Source organism: Ensifer sp., from assembly GCF_031989085.1.
In the GTDB taxonomy this organism is placed as follows: domain Bacteria; phylum Pseudomonadota; class Alphaproteobacteria; order Rhizobiales; family Rhizobiaceae; genus Ensifer.
In genome coordinates, this window is the sequence record NZ_DALZXU010000005.1 from 255,574 (window position 1) to 277,143 (window position 21,570).

Genomic DNA, 21,570 nt, shown 5'->3' on the forward strand with positions numbered 1-21,570 from the left:
ACGGTGCAAGCCCTATTGGCCGCGTCCGCCGAGATTTCACGGAGCACAGGCAAATGAGCAAGACAGACGTATCCGGCCTTTCGCAACTGGGCGCCAAGGTCGACCTGCCGCAGAGCCCCGAAGAGGCTGTGCTGGAGCGGGTGCCGAGCGGCAATCGGGGCGACGACTACCTGGTGCGCTTCACCGCCCCGGAGTTCACCTCGCTCTGCCCGATGACCGGCCAGCCGGATTTCGCCCATATCGTCATCGACTACGTGCCGGACGAATGGCTGGTGGAATCCAAATCGCTGAAGCTGTTCCTGCACTCGTTCCGCAACCACGGCGCCTTCCACGAGGATTGCACCATCGACATCGCCAAGCGGCTGGTCAGCCTGCTTTCGCCGCGTTGGCTGCGCATCGGCGCCTATTGGTATCCGCGCGGCGGCATCCCGATCGACGTCTTCTGGCAGACCGGCAAGCCGCCGGAAGGCCTGTGGCTGCCCGATCAGGGCGTGCCGACCTATCGCGGACGCGGTTAACAAAATGGCGGGCCTGGCCCGCCATTTTCGTTTTGGCCCTCGCTGCGATCGTCAGGCGAAGATCAGGGCGGTGCCGGCAAGTGCCGTGACGCCGCCGAGAAGGCGGGCCAGCATGCCGCCGCCCGAAAGACGGCCGAGCATCACGCCGAGGCCGATGCCGGCCGCGTGAAGGGTCGCCGTGGCGATCAGGAAGCCGATGGCAAAGGGGAGGGCGCCGGCGCTGCCGAGCTCGCCGCCATGGGCATGGCCGTGAAAAAGCGCAAACAGCCCGACGATTGCCGCCGCCGGCACGGTGTCGAGGCGGACGGCCATCGCCACCAGCAGCCCCAGCCCCACGACCGAAGCGAGGATCGCGGGCTCGACGAAGGGAAGTGCTACGCCTGATGTCGCCAGCGTAAAACCGACTGCCATCATGCCGACGAAGGCTAATGGCACCACCCAAAGCGCCCTCCCACCGATCTCAGCCGCCCAGAGGCCGACGGCGACCATCACGAGAATATGGTCGAGGCCGAAGAGCGGATGCGAGAAGCCGGCGGCAAACGAACCGTGTTCGTCGGGGTTGAGGTGGGCAAAGGCCGGTGCTGCGGATGCGATCAGGGCTGTCGCCGCGATCAGGATGCGTCTGTTCATATCAGTCCCCATGGATCGGCCGGGCTTTGGAGGATGGCTTGCCACTGCCGTTTTTCGACCCGCCCGATCTTATGGGGCTTCGGGGTGCTGTCCATACGTCATTTGACGGTGGCGCCGTTTACCATAGGCGCAGTGCGATCCTGATCGCCCCTTTGTCGCCCAACCGGTTTGTTGCATTGTCTTCGCTGTCGAGTCGCATTATCTGACTTTGACACAGAAATTCATGAGACGCCGGAGAACGACGGATGAGCGACGAGGAAGACAAGAACACCGAACTGCCGTTGGGCAAGGAAACGGAGGCGAACCTTTTCAAGTCGCGCTCGATTTTCATCTATGGCACGATCACGCAGGAACTGGCGCAGAAGGTCTGCTCGCAGCTCGTGGCGCTTTCGTCCGCTAGCGACGACGATATCCGCCTCTTCGTCAGCTCGCCCGGCGGCCACGTCGAATCCGGCGACAGCATTCACGACATGCTCAAGTTCGTGAAGCCGAAGGTCTGGACGATCGGTACCGGCTGGGTCGCTTCCGCCGGCGCGCTGATCTATGTCGGCGTTCCCAAGGAGCGTCGCCTTTGCCTGCCCAACACCCGCTTCCTGCTTCACCAACCGTCGGGTGGCACCCGCGGCATGGCGTCTGATATCGAGATCCAGGCACGCGAAATCATCAAGATGAACGAGCGCCTGAACAAGATCTTCTCCGAAGCGACCGGCCAGACGGTCGAAAAGATCGCCAAGGACACCGAACGCGATTACTGGCTGTCGGCTGAAGAGGCCAAGAGCTACGGTCTCGTCTCGCGCATCATCACGTCGGCTTCGGATATCTGAGACCGATGCGCGCCGGAAACGGCGGGCTGAGTTGACAAGGGCATCGGCGGTCGCGCCGGTGCCCTTTTGCATTGCGGAGCATCACGCGAAAGGAGGCGCCGGTCCAGCTCATGTTTCCACGGCTGGATGCCTTGCCCGGTTCCGGCAAGCCGTGTATAGGCTTTGATATGACCAAGGCCAACGCACATCGGATCGCTACGATCTCTGCCGCACACGATGACAATCGTGCGCCGCTGCGCGCCTTCGCCTCGCTTCTTCTTCTCGGCCTTACTCGCGGTTGCCGGGTTCGCTGAGGAGCGCCCGGCGGCCGAAAAGCCATGCCGGCAGATGCTCCTCGAATCCCATAGAGTTTTAGGACAAAGGCGCGCCCCCCGCTCCATTTGCCATCGCAATCCGATCCTCGATCGGGTATGGCAAACGGCCAGAGCGCTTAGCGATGAAGAGAAGCTGCAATGATCCAGAAATCCCATTCCATCAAGAACGGCATGCCCGAAGCCGCGGTCAAGTATCAGCCTTACCCGCAGATCGCGCTTGCCGACCGCACCTGGCCGTCGAAGACGATCACCAAGGCGCCGATCTGGTGCTCGGTCGACCTGCGTGACGGCAACCAGTCGCTCGTCGACCCGATGGGCCACGACCGCAAGGCACGCATGTTCCAGCTGCTGCTCGACATGGGCTTCAAGGAAATCGAAATCGGCTTTCCCTCCGCCTCGCAGACGGACTTCGACTTCGCGCGCTGGTGCATCGAGGAGGGCAACGTCGCGAGCGACGTGTCGCTGCAGGTGCTGGTGCAGTGCCGACCCGAGCTGATCACCCGGACCTTCGAGGCGCTCGAGGGCGCCCACAAGCCGATCGTGCATTTCTACAACTCCACCAGCGAGTTGCAGCGCCGCGTCGTGTTTGCCAAGGACGTTGCCGGCATCAAGCAGATCGCCACCGATGCCGCCAAGATGATCACCGACATGGCGGCCAAGGCCGGCGGCGGCTTCCGCTTCGAGTATTCGCCGGAGAGCTTTACCGGTACGGAGCTCGAAGTGGCGCTGGAGATCTGCAACGCGGTCACCGAGATCGTCAAGCCGACGCCTGACAACAAGCTGATCCTCAACCTGCCCTCGACCGTCGAGATGGCGACGCCGAACATCTATGCCGACCAGATCGAATGGATGTGCCGCAACCTGGACAATCGCGAGAGCCTGATCATTTCGCTGCATCCGCACAACGACCGCGGCACGGGTATTGCTGCGACCGAACTCGGCCTGATGGCCGGCGCCGACCGCGTCGAAGGCACGCTGTTCGGCAATGGCGAGCGCACGGGCAATGTCGACGTGGTGACGCTGGCACTGAACATGTTCACGCAAGGGGTGGATCCCGAGCTGGATTGCTCGGACATCGAGCGGATCAAGGAAGTCTACGAGTACTCCAACCAGATGGTCATTCCGGAGCGCCACCCCTACGTTGGCGAGCTGGTCTATACTGCCTTCTCCGGTTCGCATCAGGATGCGATCAACAAGGGCATGAAGGCGATCAAGACGGCCAACAAGCCGCAATGGGAAGTGCCTTACCTGCCGATCGATCCGCGCGACGTCGGCCGCTCCTACGAGGCGATCATCCGCATCAACTCGCAGTCGGGCAAGGGCGGTATCGCCTATATCCTGCAGGAAGACTACGGCATCAACCTGCCGCGCAACCTGCAGGTCGAGTTCCGCGAGGACATCCAGCGCATCACCGATGAAGAGGGCAAGGAGCTTCCCTCCAAGCGCATCCACGAGCGTTTCGTCGAGCGCTACGTCGAGCAGCCGGGCGCGCGCATCAAGTTCGTCGATCACCACACCTACCCGGTCGGCGAGCACAAGGGCGTGCGCGTCGTTTCGGCTGAGATTACCGACAATGGCGAAGTCAAGCGCATCGAGGGCAAGGGCACCGGTCCGATCGACGGCTTCATCAACGCGCTGTCGATCTATCTCGGCGTCGATCTCTCGGTCGCCGACTATTCCGAGCACTCGCTGCAGAACGGCTCGAACGCCGCGGCCATCGCCTATGTCGAGATGGAGCATCCCGGCGGCAAGCTGTTCGGCGCCGGCATCAACACCAACATCGTTGCCGCCTCGCTGGAAGCGATCGTTTCTGCCGCCAACCGCGTGCTGGAAATGAAGTAGACCTGAATGACAAAGGCCCGCGCTTCGATGTCGATGCGCGGGCCTTTCAATCTGAATAGTGGCTCATTGCTGCAGGGTGTAATGACCCAGACCGACGATACCGGTCGCGAGCCGGAGGCGGCGAGGCTTAACCCTGCCGCGCCTTGCGGTTGGCATAGCGCTGGTCACGCTTGGCCTTGCGCGCGGCCTCGTCTTCGATCACGCGTGAAATGCGGCTCTTCTCAGCGGCTTCGCGGGCTTCGGCGTCGGCATTTTCGGCAGCGGCGATCGCCGCTTCCCGTTCGGCCGCTTCTGCCTGCGCCCGTTCGCGCTCCTCGGCCTTTACGCGTTCGCGATCGATGCGCCGTTCCTCGCGGGCGGCCGCGATGGCCTGACGCTCGGCCTGACGGGCGCTCTCGTTCGGCTCTGCAGCTTCCTTGGCCGTGCGGTAGGCTTCAAGAAGGGCCTTCTTCGCATCGGCAGCGGCGCTGCGGCGGTCGGTCAGTTCATTGCTTCTGTTGTTTCTCAAGTCTCTATTCCAGTTGAGGTGTCACCCTGACTGAAAGTCAGGCCTTTCTGACACGTTTCGAAACGGGGGCGGCGGCGGCCGCCAGGCGATCCTGCAGTTCTTTCGCCAGGCGGGCTTCCCGCAGGCGCAACGTCTTTTCTTCGCGAGCCTGGACAATGGAGTCGAGCTCTTCGACCGCGCTGTCCCGGGCGAAGAACTGCGATTGCTCCTTGGCAAAGGCAATCTCGGCCCGCTGGCGCGATTTGTTGTGTGTTTCACTCATCGGAGTACCCCGATCTTTAAGGCGCGTCTACGGCTTCGCACGTCGATCCCGCCGCAAAATGCAGTCGCGGGATAGTGCAGTCGGCGCGCGGCGATAAAAAAAGGCCAGGCATAGTGCCTGACCTTGATGGGTATCATGCTCTCGACAGTGCCAGTACATCCGTGGTCAAGGGAGAGCCGATACCGATTTAAGCTGCCTGAAGGTTGCAGGCAGACATCTTGCCCGACTTGTTGTCGCGCTCCATGTCGTAGGCGAGCTTCTGGCCCTCGACGATTTCGCGCATGCCAGCGCGTTCGACGGCGGAGATGTGGACGAATGCGTCCGGGCCGCCGTTGTCAGGCTGAATGAAGCCGAAGCCCTTGGTGGAATTAAACCATTTAACTGTGCCAGTGGTCATGATGAACCCTTTCATAGCATATTGAACGACCGCCGCGCGGAAGCGCTGCGGATGATGATAGCGATTTTTGAAAGGAAGGTTCGTCAGGGCGCGGTTGCTAATTGCGCGGTAACCAAAGCTCAGCAAGCAAATATCGATTTGTCAGAGATAGAGGTAAAGTATTGAAATGTCAACCGTTGGTTTTTTCTTGCTCGATCTTGCCAATTTTGCGCGCGCCGCGATGCCTCAATTCGATCGTAATATTTCGTCTGGTCGAGGATGTATTTTTTGCGTTCGGGACGACGGTAACTATTTGGTTGCGTGAACAATATTTTCTTCAGGCGGGCCCGGTCGAGGGGTTTGCGCTTTCCTCGTCCCAGGGCGCGTGAGTGCCTGATCTCACTGGCCGCGAAATTCGCTTTGGCCGCTGCGGTGGCCGTGACGCATTTTCCGATTTGCGAACGTCTCGACACGGTTTTTTGAGTGCGGGCACTCAGATCGTCGAGGAAACCGCTTCGGCGAGATCCTGCAGGCCGACGGAGGACGATGGACCGACGATCACGAAGGATGCGCCGCCCCGTTGCCACGACACCATGCCGAGATCGTCGCGGATGCTTTCGGTGAAGGCGTCGGACTGCGGGCTGTCGCTGTCCTTCAGGAAACAGATGGCAAACACGTCGCCATCCGCATTTCGGTAGAGGAGCTGCGCCACAGGCTTGCTGTTGGCGACCAGCAGGCGCGCGCCCTCGAAAGTCAGGCCCTTGCCGGTGAGGTTGGGGATGGTGAAGGGAATGCCGACGCTGGAGGCGAGCCAGGTCTCGATAACAGGCGCTTCGGAGGCAGGGACCTCGACGAGGCGGTCCTTCTGGCGCGCATAGATGCGGTGATAGTCAGCGATGTCGTCGAGCCAGCTGCGGGCCGCTGCAACCTTGGTGGGTTCGCCGACGCTATGGGCTGTGCCGATGATATAGCCGGTGGCGCCGCCAACCAGCACCAACGCCACGGAGGCGGCCATCATTCGAGGCCAGACCCGCGCGCTGCGCACATTGGCCGCCGCGACCGTCACGCGCTCCGTCTTGGGATTGATGCTTGCGCCCTGCTTGATCTGGCGCACCAACGCCAGCGGCACGGGATCGTGCAGGAAATCCTCGAATGCCGTGTCGCCAAAGGCGCTACCGGCCTTCAACCTTTCAAGCAGCGCTTTTGCTTCCTCGTCGCGGGCGAGGAGCGTTTCCAGTTCCGTCTTTTCCGCGTCGCCGAGTTCGCCATCGATATAGGCGCACAACCGGACTTCGAGCGCGTGCCCTTGTGTCTGATGCACCGGTCATGCCCTCCTTTCGGTGTTTTCGGAAATCATCGCGGCGAGCCTGAGGCGCGCGGTCGACAGCCTGCTCATCACCGTTCCGATCGGGATGCCGAGAATGTCGGCCGTCTCGCGGTAGCTGTGACCTTCGACGTTGACCAGCAGGAACGTGCTCGCCAGACCTTCCGGCATCGACAGGATCATCTTCTGCAACTGATTGGCGTAAACTGCCTTTTCCGCGGAGGCCTCGACGCTCAGTTCGTCCTGGTCGGACACGTCGACCGTGCCGCTGCCGGTGCGGACCTTGCGTTTGCGGATCTCGTCGACCCAGAGGTTGCGCGTCATGGCGTAAATCCAGCTTTCGAGGCGGCCTTCGCCGTTCCAGAGGTGACTGCGCGTAATGGCTCGTTCGCACGCTTCCTGGACAAGGTCATCGGCATCATTGGCATTGCGCGTCAATGTCATTGCGAAACGGCGCAATTTGGGCAGCAGGCTGACCAAGTCGCGTCTGAAGTCCTTCGTTTCTGCCGCTGGGCGCATTGTTCTTCCAAATGAAACGCACGGGATCGTGTCTTTATTCGGCGGAGGGATCCACGGCGAATGATATGAAACATTTGAACGTTAGTCTGCAAGGGAAGTCACGGATCGGAAAGCGAATTCTGCTCCTTCTCGCCTTGTTTTCCCAAGAACATTCTTGCCTTCGCGTCGTGTTTTTGCAGGCTGTCCTTACCGTAAACTGCAAGGTGTGGCGGGCAATGCGTCAAAGTTCGGCCCGAATCTGATCGGCACTCAACGGCACAACTTCAGGTCGTTGTCGGGGGAAGTGCCAATGAACAAACAGGAATACGATCGCATATGCCTAGCCGGTCGGCCATCGAAGGGGCGGGTGCGTCCTGGTCGGTTGCGTCCGACGCTGGCGGTCATGAGGATCGCCGGGCTCGGCGTTTCGCTCGCCGCACTCACAGCCTGCCAGTCGGCGTCTCTCAGCGAGACCGGTGCGCTGTCGTCCTACAAGGATTTCGTCGCCAGCGACGGGATGGTGACCAAGACCAAGTATCGGGTGGATTCCAACGCCACCAAGGCGGTCAAGACGGTGCACCTCATCCCGACGACCTTCGCGTCCAATGCCCAGGTCGGCAAGCTCGGCGACCCCCAGAAGAAGCTGGTAGCATCGGGCATCGACCGCTCGCTGTGCGAGGCGCTGAGCGCCCGTTTCGATGTGGTGCCGATCTCGAAGCCGGCGGATATGGCGGTGCGCTCGGTGGTCAGCAATATCAAGGAAACGAATGCGGTCGTTGCCGGTGTGTCCACCGTCACCACAGCCGTTTCTCCCGTCCCCGTTCCACGAATTCCGATCGGCCTTGGCAGCCTCGCCGTCGAGGCCGAGGCCTTCGACGCCAATGGCAAGCAGATCGCCGGGCTGACATGGGCGCGCGGCGCCAATATCATCACCAACGGCTCACGCGCCTCGACAGCCGCCGACGCCTTTGAGCTGGCCGGCGACTTCTCGGAGGATTTCAGTGCGCTCCTGGCGAAATCGAGCGATCCGATGGAATCCGACTTCGAACTGCCGTCGATGAAGGAGGTTTCAAACAGCCTGTCCTATGCGGTCACCGGCAAGCCGACCGATCCCGATTGCGCGGTCTTCGGCCGGGGCTCGGGGGTCACGGGCATCGTCGGCGGCGGGCTTGGCCTGCCGCCGGAATGGACGGAGAAGAAGCGGAGTTAAGCCGGCGCTTCGTGCCCTCGCGAACGGCTGCCTTCCCGGGGTCGAGAAGGCAGTGCGCATGGCTCAGTACTGCCTGACGCCGCCGAGCGACTGCAGCAGGGAGCGATAGGCCCAGGTGTCTTCACCACCGCGGTCGCGGATCTCGACCAGCTGCACGCGGGCGTCCTCGACCTTACCCTGCTCGATCAGCGCCTGACCCATGTAGGAGCGGGCAAGGATGTAGTTCTCGTCGGCCTGCAGCGCACGTTTGTAGTATTGCATGCCGAGCTCCATGCGCCCGGCCTTGCGGTTGGCGTAGCCAAGGTAGTTCAGCACGCGGGCGCTTTTCTGGTCCCTGACGGCGCCGAGGACCTTGATGGAGTTCTCGTACTGGCCAGCATAGGCGAGCTCGCGCGCAGCCTGAAACAGGATGTCGTCGCTGAGATCGCTCTTCTTGGCGTTGACGCAGGCGTTCTTCCTGGCATCCCAGACTTTTCCGGAGGTGCATTCGCTGGTGGTCTTGGTTTTCTTCGGCGGCGCGCTTGTATCCTCGCCGGCGGCGATCGCCGTCTGCCCTGCAAACACAGCCGCGCTGGCCGCAAACAGGGCGCATAGAATGGTCTTGCGGTACGTCATGCCCATCTCCCATCATCTGCTCTGGCGCCGGGTGCACCCGTTGCTGCGCGGAGGATAGATCGCTCCGCGGGTTCTGGAAACCCGAACGAAGGTGGGACGCACGAAAGGGCGGAATTATTCGCCCGGCAAAAATCCGGATGAGGGATGAGCCGGCCACTCGTGTCTGGAATCCGCCTGCCGCGGATGTCAGAAGCGGGTGGTTTCAACCAGCGTCGCGCCTGTGGCGTCGGCGTTGAGGGCGTAGCGTTCGCGGGCGAGGTGCCAGTTGCCCGGCTCTCCGGCGATGGTGAAGAGGTTATAGGCGGCCGGCGGCTTGTGACCGCCCGGGCCTTGCGAGGCCGAGGCTATGCCGACCACGGGCACAGGCTTGTTCGGGCCTTTCAGCGAATAGACCGTGTTCAGGTGCGTGTGACCGTGGATGACCAGTTCTGCGCCGCCGGACGAGATGGTGGCGGCGAACCGGCGGATGCCAAGCATGCGCTTGTGCAGAGAGGTCGCACCGCTGATCGGCGGATGGTGGATCATTACCACGCGAAAGAGACCGGCCTCGCCCGCCTGGCGCAACAGATTGACGGTGGCGCGCGCCTGACGCTGGCCGAAATAGCCGCTGGCGGCAAAGGGGGGCGTGGCGACGGCCGTCGAGCAGCCGATCAGGGCCACCGGACCGCGCACCCGCATATAGGGGAAGCAACGGTGGTCCTCGCTCCAGTCGGCCGGCGCGCCATCGGCGCGCATGTAGGGATACCAGGCGCGCGTCGTCTTCTCGTAGGCGCCGGGCACATAGGCATCGTGATTGCCAGGCACGATCGAGATGTTGGCCGGGTCGCCGGCGTCCTCGAGCCAATCGGTCACCGCCGTGATCTCCCGCGAGGATGCGAGGTTCACCAGATCCCCGGTGATCGCCATATGGTCCGGGTCGCGCTTCTCGATGTCGGCCATCAGGCAGTCGAGCGTACCCGTGAACAGGTGCCGGCTGCGGTTGCGGTGCCAGTTGACGAAGCCGGTGATGCGCTTGGAGGCAAGTTCTCGAAGCGAAAGGTCGGGCAGGGGGCCGAGATGGACATCGGAGATATGGGCAAGTTTGAACATCGTCCCCGTCTAGCGCATATTCCGGTTGAGGGGAATCATATCGCCGGATTAATCCGGTCCGGCGGCCCGTTCGGAAGGACAAGCACCTGGAAAAGCATGAGCCACCGGAGATGCGGCGCTGGTATCACCGCATGCTGATGCGTCTGGCTCACGGCTATTACGCCTTGTCGCGCGGCATGACGATGGGCGTGCGCGCCGCCTGTTTCGACGACGAGGGCCGGGTCTTTCTGGTGCGGCATTCCTATCTGCCCGGCTGGCACCTGCCGGGCGGCGGGCTCGACCGCGACGAGGCCGCGCTCGATGGCCTGCTGCGCGAGTTGCGCGAGGAGGGCAATCTGGAGGCGACGGTCCCGCCGACGCTGGTCCAGGTCTATTACAACAGGCGTACCAGCCGCCGCGACCACGTGGTCTTCTACCGCTGCGATCGTGTGCGACAGACCGTGGCGAAGACGCCGGATCTGGAGATAGCGGCAAGCGGTTTCTTCGCGCTCGATGCGCTGCCGGACGATACGACGCCGGCAACGCGCCGGCGGCTTGCCGAGCTCGCCGGCGTCACCACTGTCGATAGCCACTGGTAGGGAGATCCTCGCCGGGAGGCGAGGCCTGAACAAGCGGACGCCTAAAGGATCTCGCGCCCGTGCGGGGCGTCCAGATCGAGGATCGGGCCAACGGGCACGACCCCGGTCGGATTGATCGTCGTGTGGCTGCGGTAGTAGTGCTCCTTGATGTGGCGCATGTTGACCGTCTCGGCCACACCCGGCACCTGGTAAAGGTCGCGCAGATAGTTTTGCAGGTTCCTGTAGTCGGCAATCCGGCGGATGTTGCACTTGAAGTGTCCGACATAGACCGGGTCGAAGCGCACCAGCGTCGTGAACAGCCGCCAGTCTGCTTCCGTGATGGTGCTGCCGGTCAGGTAGCGCCGGGTCGCCAGCCGTTCTTCGAGCTCATCGAGCATGTCGAACAGCGGCGCGACGCCGTCCTCATAGGCTTCCTGACTGGTGGCGAAGCCGGCCTTGTAGACGCCGTTGTTGACGGCGCCGTAGATGCGGCCGTTCAGATCGTCGATTTCGCTGCGCAGTTCCTGCGGATAAAAATCCTCGGTCGAGCCCGTCAGCGCGTTGAAAGCGGAGTTGAACATGCGGATGATCTCGGCGGATTCGTTCGAGACGATCGTGTTCTTCTGCTTGTCCCACAGAACCGGCACCGTCACGCGGCCGGAATAGGTCGGGTCGGCGCGGGTGTAGACCTGCCAGAGCGCGTCGAAGCCGAAGATGTGGTCGACGGTGCCGCCGTCCTTGCCCTTGAATTCCCAGCCCTTCGACAGCATCAGCGGATCCACGATCGAAACGGAGATCAGGTCTTCGAGCTTCTTCAGCTTGCGGAAGATCAGCGTGCGGTGAGCCCAGGGGCAGGCGAGCGAGACGTAGAGATGGTAGCGCCCGGCCTCGGCCTTGAAGCCGCCTTGCCCGGATGGTCCGGCCGATCCGTCCGACGTGACCCAGTTGCGGAACTGCGATTCGCTGCGCTTGAAGTGGCCCTTCGTCGCCGCCGTATCATACCAGACGTCCTGCCAGATGCCGTCTACAAGCCTGCCCATGGGCAATCTCCCTTATGGTTTCGTCGTTCATAGATAGCGGCTTTAGCGACCTGCGGAAGGTATCGATTTCTGAACAGTGCGTTTTGGGCTTTGACATCGGGCAATTTTCTGGTATCGGCGATTTCAGAAAATTTCTCTGTGTCCGGAACGAACCGTACTCATGACCTTCTCGGGAAACCTGCGACGACGCTGATGCTGCCAGCGCCCACTTCGGGCGAAGCCATCCCCATGTCTGTCTGCACCCGGTTCCTGATCCCATGAAAAAGCACGACCTCGTCTACCTGACCGAAGACGCGTCCCATGACGCAGCCATCGAAATCATCAACGAAGAAGCTTTTGGCCCCGGCCGGTTTGCCCGGGCGGCTGCGCGCATCCGCGAGCAGGGCGCTCATGACCGGTCGCTGTCCTTCGTCTGTGCCGACAATGGCGAAACCATCGCCTCGGTGCGGATGACGCCTGTCATGGCCGGTTCGATCAAGGGGCACCTGCTCGGGCCGCTCGCTGTGCGGCCGTCGCACAAGAACATGGGCATCGGCCGGGAACTGGTGCGCATCGCCGTCGAGGCGGCGCGGCGGAAGGGTTCACACGCCGTCATCCTCGTCGGGGATCCGCCCTATTACCAGCCGCTCGGTTTCGAGAAGGTTCGTTACGCAGCACTCGAATTCCCGGGCCCGGTCGATCCGGCGCGGGTGCTGGTGGTGCCGATGGCAGACGGCGTGCACGCCGGCCTTTCCGGTGTCATCGGCTGGCGGGACGACACGGCCGCCGACGAGGCGGCCGAGGTCGACGATATCGAACTGGCGCTCGCCGTCTGACACTTGCCGCCTGTCGGCGACTGCTAACTGAGCTGTTTCTTTAGAAATACACGGCTGCGGCCCGGCGGGAAGTCGGGCAGCTCTCCAAAGACCTCATAGCCCTGGCGCTCATAGGCTCGCCGGGCTTGCGGGTTGAACGTGTCGATCCAGGCGCCGTGGCAGCCGCGGAGACGTGCCTCTTCTTCGGCTGCCGCCAGCAGCTGGCCAGCAAGGCCCCGGCCGCGTAGGTCGTCCGGCAGCCACAGCCATTGCACGAACAGCCAGCCCCACGCGGTATAGCCGCTGAGGCCGCCGCGTTTTCCTGCCGCATCCGGACCGCCGACCAGCACCGCCAGCGGCCGTCGTTCGGATGGACCGACATCGGCGGCATTGAAGGCCGTCAAGCCTTGGCCGATGGCTTCCAGCGCTTCGGCCGGTGGTGCGTCGGTGACCTCGAACATGGGTGCTCCTACTTTGCCAGTCTCCGGGCGATCGGTTCGAATTCCGGTGTCTCCGTGCGTTTGACCGGATCGGGCGTGCCGGCGTCGATCGCGTCCCAGTATTTCCAGTGGACCTTCTTCGATCCGAGTTCGTAGTCCATGCCGTCCCAGCTGTCTTCGCGGAAGCTGTAGAACGCCCAGTGCAGGGCGTCCTTGTCGAGCGAAGTCAGCACGTCCTCGAGATAGGCCTTGCAGCCGGTCCAGCGACGCATGCAGCCGAACTCGCCGGCAACGACGCGATTGAGCGGAATGCCCTTGTCTTTTGCCCATTCTACCGGCTGGCCGAGATAGGCCGCGACGCGCGCCTTGTCCCAGTTTTCCTCGCCTTTGCCGAAGGGCACCTTGCCGGGATAGGAATAGGGTTTCTCCCGCCTCATGTTGGGGGCGCTGGTGGCCGCATAGGGCTCATACATGTGGAAACTGTAGAGCACCTTCTGGTCGCTGAGACCGGACGGCCAATACCTGAAGGCATCGGCTGCGGCATACCAGCCGGCGTCCGCCATGATCGGCGTTGCCGGATCGACCTCGCGGATGGCGGCGATCACCGTTTCATAGAAGGCGAGGAGGTCGGAGGCGCTGCCTTTCTTGACTGCGTACCAGTCCTGCATCGCCTTGCCGTCGGCATGTTCGGCAAGACCGTTCTGCTTTTCAGGCGCCGGTTCGTTGACGATGTTGTAGCCGGCGACAGCCGGATGATCCTTGAGTTCGCGGGCGAGATCGCGCCAGAAGTTTGCGGCCTCGGCCCACCAGGCCCTGTCCTGCCAGATGCGGCCATCGAACTTGTTGCCGTTGTTCTGCGACCAGCGCATGCCGGGCAGGGACAGGGGGGTGATGACCACCTTCAGTCCGGCCTTCTCAGCACGATCGAGCGTTTCCTTCAACGTCTTCAGGTCGGTGGCCGGAATGCCCTCGTATTTGTCGGCATTGCCGATCAGGTAGTCGCGTTTCGCCGGCTTCCACTTGTCATAGGACAGGCGAACCCAGGTGGCGCCGTAGCCCGACAGGGCCTTGAAATAGGCCTCGTCTGGTGGCAGCCGGTTGAAGCTGTTGCCGCCATGTTGCGGCTTGTCCCAGAAGTCGATGAGGTCGGCGGCCTTAACCGGGCTGGAAAGAGCCGTACCGGAAAGAACAAGAGTGAGAAGGGCGGAGGCAAACAAACGCATCTACAGAGCTCCAGAATATGCCTCTGCGATGTCGAAGGTCATTGTGGCCTAATTCAGGAACGGCGCATACTGAAGACGTCGAGGCGGCTTTCGCCCACATCCTTTTCGTCGAGGTGCCAGCCACCGCGCTCATAGAAGGCGCGCTTTTGCGGCAAGGCGCAGAGAAATACACGCTCGACCCCCGTGGACAAGGCCGCTTCAGCAGCATGGCGCACGATGCTGGCGCCGATGCCGAGGCCGCGAAACGTCGGCTCCACCCAGACCGCCGCCACCCAGGGGCGAAGTGCCGGGCGCTCCTCCAGATCGCATTCGATCACCGATGCGGTGCCGATGAAGGTCGCGCCGCGATGGGCGACGAGCGCGAAGGGGATATGATGGTCGCCAAGGCTGCCCGCCACCAGTTCGGCGATATGGCCGAAGGGAAAGCCGCGCGGCTCCCACCAGGCCCGCCAGACACGGTCGGCGATATCATCGGCGAAATAGGGGACGTCGCGCAGGTTGCTGATGGCGACGTCCGGAACGGTCATCGACCCTCGCGATACCAGGTTGCCGATATCAGCAGGAGAAGGGCGGCAAGCCCAAAGAGGCCGGTGAACAGCGACAGCGAATTGATGCCCCTGAGCACGGTCTCGTCGGTCATGCGCAGCGATAGCCGCTGATCGTCGGCGACCCGCACGGCACCCCGCACCGGCAGGATCGACGGCAGATCGGTGGCGCCATCGGCGCTTGCCAGCCGGTGCACCAGCCCCTTGGTCTGTTCCGCCCAGGGGCGCAGCTTGTCCTCGGTCGAAATGGCCGCCTTGAATTCCGGCGCATCGACATTGCCGACATGGACGAGCGTCGTCAGCTCGTCGTTTGCAACTTCGAACAGCCCGGTTTCCGTGGTTTTGACCTCCGCGCTGTAGAGGCCGGGCTCGCGCTGGGCGAGCGTCAGCTCCTCGGTCTTTCCCGAGGGATAGGTGAGGGTTGCAAGGCCGGGATCACCCTCGATGGTCTGGCGGGTAATTTCGAGCGTCCGGCCCTTTGCGCGTGCGGTCAGCGCCTCTTCTTCCAGTGCTGGTTCCTGCATCAGCCAGTGAGCGGTGCGGCGATAGAGGGAGACATGCGGTCCGCCGCCCTCGAAACCACGGGCCCAGAGCCAGCCCTGGTCGGACAGGAGCATGGCGACACGGCCCTTGCCGACGCGGTTGAGGACGAGCAACGGTTTGCCATCGGCCGCTTCCATCACCGTCTGGCCGAGTGGCCGGTCGACGTCGACCGTGCGGAACCAGCGGCCCCATTGCGGCGGTTCGCTGGCAGCGCCCTCGAGGCCGCGGGTCACGGGGTGTTTCTTGCCCTCGTCGGAAAGGCGCGGGTAGAACCCCTTTTCGTTCATCACGCCGGTCGGGTTGGCCGGCAGGACGGCCGAAAGCGGCGTGGCGGCGATGGAGTCGTTGCCGGCATGCTCGGGCCCGGCGGCGATCAGAAGCGCGCCGCCATTCTGCACATATTGCGCGATGTTGTCGTAGTAGAGGATCGGTAGCACGCCGCGGTGCTGGTAACGGTCGAAGATGATCAGGTCGAACTCGCTGATCTTGTCGACGAACAGTTCGCGCGTCGGAAACGCGATCAGCGACAGCTCGTTGATCGGCGTTCCGTCCTGTTTTTCCGGCGGGCGCAGAATGGTGAAATGCACGAGGTCGACGGCGGCGTCGGATTTCAGCAGGTTGCGCCAGGCGCGCTCGCCGGCATGCGGCTCGCCGGAGACCAAGAGCACGCGCAGGTTCTCGCGGATACCGTCGAGCACGTGGACTGCGCGATTGTTCGTTTCGGTGACTTCTCCGGGAACGCTGTTCACCGCGAACTCGAGAATGTTGTTGCCGCCGCGCGGCACGGTGAAGCTGAACGGCACGTCGGTGCCGGGCTCGGCGACTTCGGTAGCGATCTCGTTGCCGTTGAGCCGGATGGTCACCTCGGCAGTTCCGCCCTGCGCCTTGCCGTCGTCGACCACACGGAAGGTCAGCTTCTGCTGCTCGCCGACAATGCCGAAGCGCGGGGCGCTGACAATCTCGATGCGGCGGTCGAATTCGTCGGGCTTGCCGCTGATCAGCCCGTGGATCGGCGCGTCGAAGCCGAGCTTCTGGTTGATGTCGGGAACGTCGTGGATCTGGCCATCGGTGATGAAGATCGCACCGCCCACCCGCGCCGGCGGCACGTCGGCAAGCACGGAAGTCAGCGCGGAAAACAGACGGGTCGAAGGGGCCTCGCTCTCCGGGCTGTCTGCGGCCTCGACGATGCGGGTCTCGATCTGCGGGAAACGGGAGAGCCGGTCCTTGAGCTCCGCAAGGGCCTTGTCGGTCTGCGCCCGCCTTCCGTCATAGTCCTGGCTCTGGCTGCGGTCGACGACGACGGCGACGATGGTCGACAGCGGCTCGCGCTGTTCCTGGAACAGGATCGGATTGGCGAGCGCCAGGCAGAAGGCGGCAAGCGCTGCTGCACGCACCCAGGCGCCGCGCACGCCGCGCCAGATACCGAGCGCGGCGAGGATTGCGGCCACGACGGCCAGCACGGCCAGATAGGGCCAGGGGATGAAGGGCGAGAAGTCGGCTGTCATCGATCGGCCCTCATTGTCCGAGCCGTTCGAGCAGGGCCGGCACGTGCACCTGGTCGGCCTTGTAGTTGCCGGTCAGCATATACATCATGATGTTGACGCCGGAGCGGAAGGCGTATTCGCGCTGCATTTCGTCCGGCGGCACCGTCGGCAGCAACGCGACGCCGTTGGCATCCACCGCCCAGGCGCCGGCGAAATCATTGCCGGTGATCATGATCGGCGTGACGCCATCGCCGGAGCGGGCCGGGCGGTTACTCGGCTCTTCGCGGTTGTCGAGCTGCGCCTCGATCCACAGCGGGCTGCCGGTGTAGCGGCCGGGAAAGTTCGACAGCAGGTAAAACGCCTTGGTCAGCACGTGGTCGGTCGGCACCGGTTCCAGCGGCGGAATGTCGAGATTGGCGAGGATCGCCTGCAGCCGCTCGGTGTTGGGGCTGGTGCCGCCCGACGATGCGCCGAGCGAGGAGAACTGGTCGCGCGTATCGAACAGCACGGTGCCGCCGGCGCGCATATAGGCGTCGATGCGGCTGACGGCCTGCGGGCTCGGCATCGGCGCCGACGCCGAAACCGGCCAGTAGATGATCGGGTAGAACGCAAGCTCGTCCTTGGCGATATCGAGGCCGACGGGCGTGCCGGGCTCGAGCGTGGTGCGATAGGTGAGAAAGTCGGTAAGGCCCGTCAGGCCGCGCTCGGAGAGCCGATCGACTTCATCCTCGCCCGTGACCACATAGGCGAGATGCGTGGTGTCGAGGCGCTCCAGGATGCCTGTGTCCTCCGGTCGGCTGTCGTCGGCGTGTCCGTCCGGCGGCGATACGAGAAGGGCACTGGCCGCCAGCAGAACAGCCGCGGTCATGGCCTTGGCCGGCCGCAGCCGCGAGAGGGCGCCGCCCATGAACAACACGATGAGGGCATCGACGAGCAGCAACAGCATCGCCAGCGTAAACAGCGCCGGCTTCAGCGACCAGCTCTCGGAGGCCGTCAGTTGCTGGGTGGTGTGCGCACCGGCGGCCGTCATGTCGATCGGCTGCAATTCGCCGTTGCGCGGCAATAGATTGAGCGCGGTGAAACCGTCTTCCGAGCCGTAAAGGCCAGGCGGGTTTTCAGGCGTCGCAACCGGCGCCTTGCCGGGGACGACGTCGAGCGGCCTTGCGTTGCCGGTCTCGGCGACGAGCACGCCGTCGGCGTTGAGCAGCCGATAGGGTGCAAGCGTCTGCTGTTGCGCGTTGCCCTCGTTGGCGACGCCGACGCCGCGCGACAGCTGGACGCTGCGGCGAAGCATCTCGACGAAGTCGCCCGATATCGGCAGGTTAGACCAGGTGGCCTCGGCGCTGACATGGAAAAGCACGATGCGGCCGGCGCCATGGGCCGAGGTCGTGACCAGCGGCGTTCCATCGGCAAGGCTTGCCCAGGTGCGTTCGGAAAGATCGGCGGTCGGCTCGGCCAAGACCTGTCGCTTGACGAGAATGTCTGTCGGTCGTGCCATGCCGGCAAAGGGGCTATTGCCCGGATAGTCGGCGAGCGGCTGCGGCTCGGACCAGGAGAGCGCGCCGCCGAGCGCCCGCTCGCCCTGGCGCAGTGTTACCGGCACCAGCGGATCGTCGGCGGGAGCGGCTGCGAGGCGCGGCCCGGCGAAACGGATGAGCATGCCGCCATTGTCGATCCATTTCGTCAGCTTCGGATAGATCTCTTCGGGAAGCCGGCCGATATCGGCCATGATCAGCACCGACGGCTTCTGCTCCAGCAGTTCCGGAATGGCGACTGCAAGGTCGGTCTCGTGCGGTTCGACCAGATCGGCGTAGGGGGCGAGGGCGCGGTTGATGTAGTAGAGCGGCGACAGAAGCGGTTGCGACTGATCCCGGGCTTCGCCGCTCAGAAGTGCCACGCGTCGACGGCGGAAGCCGTCATCGAGCAGATGCACGCTGCCGGCGGTTGCCGCATTCTCGATGCCGATGCGGGCAAAGTCGTTGCGCAGTTCGAAGGGCGCCTCGATGCTGCCCTTGGCGACGCCTTCGCCGGCGGCAAAGGCGATCTGCCCGTCGGCGATCGCGCGGCCGCGCGTGTCATAGGCGACGATCGGGACGGTGAGTGTACCGTCCTTGCGCAGCCGCGTCGCGGTAACGGACATGCCGGTCGAGCCGTTGACGCTGTCGGTCAGGGCGACGGTACGGCCGCCATCGGCCTCGACGATCCGCAATTCGGCGGCTCCTACCTCAGACAGTGCCGCCATCGTCTTCTGATCGGGCGTTTCGATGCCATCGCTGACGAAGGCGAGCGTGCCGGGTTTTGTGCCTTCGAAGGCGGTCTTGAGCGCGGCGATCGCCTGGGTGCGGTCGACGGAAAGCGGAATGGGTGCTGCGGCGGCAAGCCTGGTGCGCGCCGTCGCTGCCGAACCGGGTGTGGCATCGTGCTGGCGGTCGCCGGTAAAGGCGATCGAGACAGCGAGATCACGCGCTTCCGCGTCGTCGATCAGCGTGCTGACCGCCTCGACGCGCTGTTCCCAGTCGGTTGCCGTCGCCCAGCTGTTGTCGACGACAATCGCGAGCGGGCCGCCTGTTGCAAGGGTGTTCTGCCGCGGATTGACGACGGGGTCGGCGATCGCAAAAATGACCGCGGCGACCAGAAGCATGCGCAGCAGCGTCAGCCACCACGGGCTTTTCGACGGCGTCTCCTCGCGCTTCAGGACCGAGGCGAGAATGCGCAGCGGCGGAAACACTTCGGCGACCGGTTTCGGCGGCGTCATGCGCAGCAGCCACCAGATCACCGGCAGGGCGACGAGGGCGGCGAGCATGGCGGGATTGGCAAACAGGAAGGGGAGGCCGGTCATAGCTGGCCCCCATGGGTGGCGCGACCCGGCATGCCCGAGAGATACATGTGCACGGCGACCAGTGCCTCGGAGGCGGGCCGGTCGGTCCGGTGCGGCGTAAAGGTCCAGCCGAGATGGCGCAGCGTCACGCCGAGGCTTTCGCGTCGGGCGAGATAGGCGCGCTGATAGTCGTCGCGCAGGATTTCGGCGCGTCCTGCGGTCAGCTTCTGGCCGGTCTCCGGGTCGCTGAATTCCGTTCGGCCGGCATAGGGGAAGGCTTCTTCGGCCGGATCGGCAACCTCGACGACATGGCCGCGCAGGCCGCGACGGGCAAGCGGCCCAAGTCGTTCCATGATGCGGTCGGCCGGATCGAGAAAATCGCCGATGAGCACGAGGTCGCTGGCGTTGCGGATCATGCCTGTCTCGGGCAATCCTTCGGCAAGCGGGCTCAGCATGATCGCGGTTGCCAGTCGTTCGGCGGCGTTGCGGGCCGAGACCGGCTCCATCACGCCGGGACATCCGATGCGCTCGCCCGAGCGCGCGAGGATTTCTGCGAGGGCCAGCATCAGGACCAGCGCCCGGCTTTCCTTCGACACCGATCCGAGCGTCGACTTGTACATCATCGACGGCGATAGGTCGGCCCAGAGCCAGATGGTGTGGGCCGCCTCCCATTCGCGGTCGCGCACATAGGTATGGTCGTCGCGAGCAGAGCGGCGCCAGTCGATGCGCGACAGGCTTTCGCCGTCGCTATAGGGCCGGAACTGCCAGAAATTCTCGCCGATGCCGCGCTTGCGCCGTCCGTGCCAGCCGGAGATCACCGTGTTGGCGATGCGGCGGGCCTCGACGAGGCAGTCAGGAACCAGCATCGCGCGCTGCTGCGCACGGGAAAGAACCTCACCAGCGGGGGTACGCGCAACTATGTGCCCGATGGAGGCCATTCTTTATCCCTTGGCTTGCTTCACCAGCCCGGCGATCACGTCGCGCACGGTCATGCCTTCGGCACGGGCGGCGAAGGTCAGCGCCATGCGGTGCTGGAGAACGGGCTCGGCGAGCGCCAGGATATCATCGATCGACGGTGCCAGGCGACCGTCATAGAGCGCGCGGGCGCGGGCGCACAGCATCAGCGCCTGGCCGGCGCGCGGGCCGGGGCCCCAGGCGACGTTCTTGTCGGTGGCGGCATTGCCGTTGCCGGGCCGGGCCGAGCGCACCAGATCGAGGATGGCATCGACCACCTTCTCGCCGACCGGCATCTGGCGGATGAGGCTCTGGATCTGCTGCAGGCGGGCGGCGTCGATCACCGGACGGGCGGTCGCTTCGGCGGTGCCCGTGGTCTCGAGCAGGATCTGCCGCTCGGCGGCAAGCTCGGGATAGCCGACATCCACCTGCATCAGGAAGCGGTCGAGCTGGGCTTCGGGCAGCGGATAGGTGCCTTCCTGCTCCAGGGGGTTCTGGGTGGCAAGCACATGGAACGGCTGTGGCAGGTCCTTGCGGGCGCCGGCAACGGTGATGTGATACTCCTGCATCGCCTGCAACAGCGCCGATTGCGTGCGCGGCGAGGCGCGGTTGATCTCGTCGGCCATCAGCAACTGCGTGAAGATCGGGCCGGGAATGAAGCGGAAGGAGCGGTGACCGGCGGCATCCTGGTCCATGACCTCGGAGCCGAGAATGTCCGACGGCATCAGGTCGGGCGTGAACTGCACGCGGCTGGAATCAAGGCCGAGCACGGTGCCGAGGGTCGCCACCAGCTTGGTCTTGGCAAGGCCGGGCACGCCGACAAGCAAGGCGTGGCCACCAGAAAGAACCGCCAGCAGGGTCTGCTCGACCACGGTCTCCTGGCCGAAGATGACCTTGCCGACTTCGGCGCGCACGAGCGCGATCTCTGCGAGGGCGTTTTCCGCCGCGGCTACGATCGCCTTTTCGTCGGTCGCGTCCGTCGCGCCCTTCATCACACTCATGGTCGTACTCCCCGGTCGCCCGTTGTTGAACCGAATCGCCCCGCCGGGGAACTTCAGTTGCCTTATTCCAATTTAGACCCTGGCTGACGGCTGACAAGTCGCCGCAGACGCACTATCTCGTGACAGCATACACGCCGCATCTGGCGATGGCATACATGCCT

Annotated in this window: 22 protein-coding genes; 6 read left to right on the plus strand and 16 right to left on the minus strand. The window is 63.9% G+C overall.

Annotated elements, in window-relative coordinates; all coding sequences use genetic code 11:
- The first annotated feature begins 53 nt into the window (after window positions 1–53).
- Window positions 54–518: a preQ(1) synthase gene (queF, locus tag RTP54_RS21750; RefSeq protein ID WP_112812151.1), complete on the plus strand. Its 465-nt coding sequence runs from the start codon at window positions 54–56 to the stop codon at window positions 516–518.
- A gap of 51 nt (window positions 519–569) precedes the next feature.
- On the opposite strand, the gene RTP54_RS21755 is transcribed toward queF, so the two are convergent.
- A complete protein-coding gene (locus tag RTP54_RS21755) occupies window positions 570–1,148 on the minus strand; it encodes a HupE/UreJ family protein (RefSeq protein WP_312365768.1) in 579 nt (192 codons plus the stop codon).
- A gap of 245 nt (window positions 1,149–1,393) precedes the next feature.
- Between RTP54_RS21755 and RTP54_RS21760 the strand changes: the two genes are divergently transcribed.
- Window positions 1,394–1,972 (plus strand): ATP-dependent Clp protease proteolytic subunit, encoded by a 579-nt coding sequence (locus tag RTP54_RS21760; protein ID WP_112812153.1) that lies wholly within the window; start codon window positions 1,394–1,396, stop codon window positions 1,970–1,972.
- A gap of 452 nt (window positions 1,973–2,424) precedes the next feature.
- A complete protein-coding gene (gene leuA, locus RTP54_RS21765) occupies window positions 2,425–4,128 on the plus strand; it encodes a 2-isopropylmalate synthase (protein ID WP_112832806.1) in 1,704 nt (567 codons plus the stop codon).
- A gap of 127 nt (window positions 4,129–4,255) precedes the next feature.
- Here the strand turns inward: leuA and RTP54_RS21770 are convergent, their stop codons facing one another.
- The 5 genes from RTP54_RS21770 to RTP54_RS21790 form a co-directional block, all read right to left on the minus strand.
- Window positions 4,256–4,636 carry a DUF6481 family protein gene (locus RTP54_RS21770; protein WP_112815359.1) on the minus strand — a complete coding sequence of 127 codons (381 nt, stop codon included), beginning with the start codon at window positions 4,634–4,636 and terminating at the stop codon, window positions 4,256–4,258.
- A gap of 37 nt (window positions 4,637–4,673) precedes the next feature.
- The gene (locus RTP54_RS21775; RefSeq protein ID WP_112812156.1) at window positions 4,674–4,898 is read right to left on the minus strand and encodes a hypothetical protein; all 225 of its coding nucleotides are present in this window, start codon (window positions 4,896–4,898) and stop codon (window positions 4,674–4,676) included.
- 187 nt (window positions 4,899–5,085) lie between these two features.
- On the minus strand, window positions 5,086–5,295 hold the full coding sequence (locus tag RTP54_RS21780; RefSeq protein ID WP_112812233.1) for a cold-shock protein: 210 nt from the start codon (window positions 5,293–5,295) through the stop codon (window positions 5,086–5,088).
- A gap of 472 nt (window positions 5,296–5,767) precedes the next feature.
- Window positions 5,768–6,595 (minus strand): anti-sigma factor family protein, encoded by an 828-nt coding sequence (locus RTP54_RS21785; RefSeq protein ID WP_112812157.1) that lies wholly within the window; start codon window positions 6,593–6,595, stop codon window positions 5,768–5,770.
- A gap of 3 nt (window positions 6,596–6,598) precedes the next feature.
- Window positions 6,599–7,117, minus strand: a complete 519-nt coding sequence (locus RTP54_RS21790) for an RNA polymerase sigma factor (protein WP_112812158.1) — start codon at window positions 7,115–7,117, stop codon at window positions 6,599–6,601.
- 289 nt (window positions 7,118–7,406) lie between these two features.
- On the opposite strand from RTP54_RS21790, the gene RTP54_RS21795 reads away from it, so the two are divergent.
- On the plus strand, window positions 7,407–8,306 hold the full coding sequence (locus tag RTP54_RS21795) for a DUF3313 domain-containing protein (RefSeq protein WP_112812159.1): 900 nt from the start codon (window positions 7,407–7,409) through the stop codon (window positions 8,304–8,306).
- Window positions 8,307–8,369: 63 nt separating this feature from the next.
- Here RTP54_RS21795 and RTP54_RS21800 read toward each other — a convergent pair whose 3' ends face one another.
- Both RTP54_RS21800 and RTP54_RS21805 read right to left on the minus strand, forming a co-directional pair.
- Entirely contained in the window at window positions 8,370–8,921 is a 552-nt protein-coding gene (locus RTP54_RS21800; RefSeq protein ID WP_112812234.1) for a tetratricopeptide repeat protein, read from the minus strand.
- 186 nt (window positions 8,922–9,107) lie between these two features.
- Window positions 9,108–10,010 carry a metallophosphoesterase family protein gene (locus RTP54_RS21805; protein ID WP_112815363.1) on the minus strand — a complete coding sequence of 301 codons (903 nt, stop codon included), beginning with the start codon at window positions 10,008–10,010 and terminating at the stop codon, window positions 9,108–9,110.
- Window positions 10,011–10,141: 131 nt separating this feature from the next.
- Here RTP54_RS21805 and RTP54_RS21810 point away from each other — a divergent pair, with 131 nt between their 5' ends.
- Window positions 10,142–10,588, plus strand: coding sequence for an NUDIX domain-containing protein (locus RTP54_RS21810; protein WP_312365769.1), 447 nt, complete (start codon window positions 10,142–10,144; stop codon window positions 10,586–10,588).
- Between the two features lie 41 nt (window positions 10,589–10,629).
- On the opposite strand, the gene RTP54_RS21815 is transcribed toward RTP54_RS21810, so the two are convergent.
- Window positions 10,630–11,607, minus strand: a complete 978-nt coding sequence (locus RTP54_RS21815; protein ID WP_312365770.1) for a glutathione S-transferase family protein — start codon at window positions 11,605–11,607, stop codon at window positions 10,630–10,632.
- A gap of 257 nt (window positions 11,608–11,864) precedes the next feature.
- On the opposite strand from RTP54_RS21815, the gene RTP54_RS21820 reads away from it, so the two are divergent.
- On the plus strand, window positions 11,865–12,422 hold the full coding sequence (locus RTP54_RS21820) for a GNAT family N-acetyltransferase (protein WP_112812163.1): 558 nt from the start codon (window positions 11,865–11,867) through the stop codon (window positions 12,420–12,422).
- Window positions 12,423–12,445: 23 nt separating this feature from the next.
- Here RTP54_RS21820 and RTP54_RS21825 read toward each other — a convergent pair whose 3' ends face one another.
- The 7 genes from RTP54_RS21825 to RTP54_RS21855 are packed head-to-tail and all read right to left on the minus strand — an operon-like array spanning window position 12,446 to window position 21,409.
- Window positions 12,446–12,862 (minus strand): GNAT family N-acetyltransferase, encoded by a 417-nt coding sequence (locus tag RTP54_RS21825; RefSeq protein ID WP_112815367.1) that lies wholly within the window; start codon window positions 12,860–12,862, stop codon window positions 12,446–12,448.
- 8 nt (window positions 12,863–12,870) lie between these two features.
- On the minus strand, window positions 12,871–14,064 hold the full coding sequence (locus RTP54_RS21830; protein ID WP_312365771.1) for a cellulase family glycosylhydrolase: 1,194 nt from the start codon (window positions 14,062–14,064) through the stop codon (window positions 12,871–12,873).
- 53 nt (window positions 14,065–14,117) lie between these two features.
- Window positions 14,118–14,591, minus strand: a complete 474-nt coding sequence (locus tag RTP54_RS21835; RefSeq protein ID WP_312365772.1) for a GNAT family N-acetyltransferase — start codon at window positions 14,589–14,591, stop codon at window positions 14,118–14,120.
- A complete protein-coding gene (locus RTP54_RS21840; protein WP_312365773.1) occupies window positions 14,588–16,657 on the minus strand; it encodes a hypothetical protein in 2,070 nt (689 codons plus the stop codon). Before RTP54_RS21840 ends, RTP54_RS21835 begins: the two co-directional genes overlap by 4 nt.
- Window positions 16,658–16,667: 10 nt before the next feature.
- The gene (locus RTP54_RS21845) at window positions 16,668–19,475 is read right to left on the minus strand and encodes a DUF4159 domain-containing protein (RefSeq protein WP_312365774.1); all 2,808 of its coding nucleotides are present in this window, start codon (window positions 19,473–19,475) and stop codon (window positions 16,668–16,670) included.
- Entirely contained in the window at window positions 19,472–20,392 is a 921-nt protein-coding gene (locus tag RTP54_RS21850; RefSeq protein WP_112812169.1) for a DUF58 domain-containing protein, read from the minus strand. The genes RTP54_RS21845 and RTP54_RS21850 overlap by 4 nt, the downstream gene beginning before the upstream one ends.
- Before the next feature lie 3 nt (window positions 20,393–20,395).
- Window positions 20,396–21,409, minus strand: coding sequence for an AAA family ATPase (locus RTP54_RS21855; RefSeq protein WP_112812170.1), 1,014 nt, complete (start codon window positions 21,407–21,409; stop codon window positions 20,396–20,398).
- Between the last annotated feature and the right edge of the window lie 161 nt (window positions 21,410–21,570).

Coding starts and splice junctions, on each gene's coding strand:
- queF (WP_112812151.1), top strand. CDS start 54: ATGAGCAAGACAGACGTATCCGGCCTTTCGCAACTGGGCGCCAAGGTC.
- RTP54_RS21805 (WP_112815363.1), bottom strand. CDS start 10,010: ATGTTCAAACTTGCCCATATCTCCGATGTCCATCTCGGCCCCCTGCCC.
- RTP54_RS21790 (WP_112812158.1), bottom strand. CDS start 7,117: ATGCGCCCAGCGGCAGAAACGAAGGACTTCAGACGCGACTTGGTCAGC.
- RTP54_RS21830 (WP_312365771.1), bottom strand. CDS start 14,064: ATGCGTTTGTTTGCCTCCGCCCTTCTCACTCTTGTTCTTTCCGGTACG.
- RTP54_RS21760 (WP_112812153.1), top strand. CDS start 1,394: ATGAGCGACGAGGAAGACAAGAACACCGAACTGCCGTTGGGCAAGGAA.
- leuA (WP_112832806.1), top strand. CDS start 2,425: ATGATCCAGAAATCCCATTCCATCAAGAACGGCATGCCCGAAGCCGCG.
- RTP54_RS21855 (WP_112812170.1), bottom strand. CDS start 21,409: ATGAGTGTGATGAAGGGCGCGACGGACGCGACCGACGAAAAGGCGATC.
- RTP54_RS21800 (WP_112812234.1), bottom strand. CDS start 8,921: ATGACGTACCGCAAGACCATTCTATGCGCCCTGTTTGCGGCCAGCGCG.
- RTP54_RS21795 (WP_112812159.1), top strand. CDS start 7,407: ATGAACAAACAGGAATACGATCGCATATGCCTAGCCGGTCGGCCATCG.
- RTP54_RS21825 (WP_112815367.1), bottom strand. CDS start 12,862: ATGTTCGAGGTCACCGACGCACCACCGGCCGAAGCGCTGGAAGCCATC.
- RTP54_RS21835 (WP_312365772.1), bottom strand. CDS start 14,591: ATGACCGTTCCGGACGTCGCCATCAGCAACCTGCGCGACGTCCCCTAT.
- RTP54_RS21820 (WP_112812163.1), top strand. CDS start 11,865: ATGAAAAAGCACGACCTCGTCTACCTGACCGAAGACGCGTCCCATGAC.
- RTP54_RS21780 (WP_112812233.1), bottom strand. CDS start 5,295: ATGACCACTGGCACAGTTAAATGGTTTAATTCCACCAAGGGCTTCGGC.
- RTP54_RS21845 (WP_312365774.1), bottom strand. CDS start 19,475: ATGACCGGCCTCCCCTTCCTGTTTGCCAATCCCGCCATGCTCGCCGCC.
- RTP54_RS21810 (WP_312365769.1), top strand. CDS start 10,142: ATGCTGATGCGTCTGGCTCACGGCTATTACGCCTTGTCGCGCGGCATG.
- RTP54_RS21815 (WP_312365770.1), bottom strand. CDS start 11,607: ATGGGCAGGCTTGTAGACGGCATCTGGCAGGACGTCTGGTATGATACG.
- RTP54_RS21840 (WP_312365773.1), bottom strand. CDS start 16,657: ATGACAGCCGACTTCTCGCCCTTCATCCCCTGGCCCTATCTGGCCGTG.
- RTP54_RS21850 (WP_112812169.1), bottom strand. CDS start 20,392: ATGGCCTCCATCGGGCACATAGTTGCGCGTACCCCCGCTGGTGAGGTT.
- RTP54_RS21775 (WP_112812156.1), bottom strand. CDS start 4,898: ATGAGTGAAACACACAACAAATCGCGCCAGCGGGCCGAGATTGCCTTT.
- RTP54_RS21755 (WP_312365768.1), bottom strand. CDS start 1,148: ATGAACAGACGCATCCTGATCGCGGCGACAGCCCTGATCGCATCCGCA.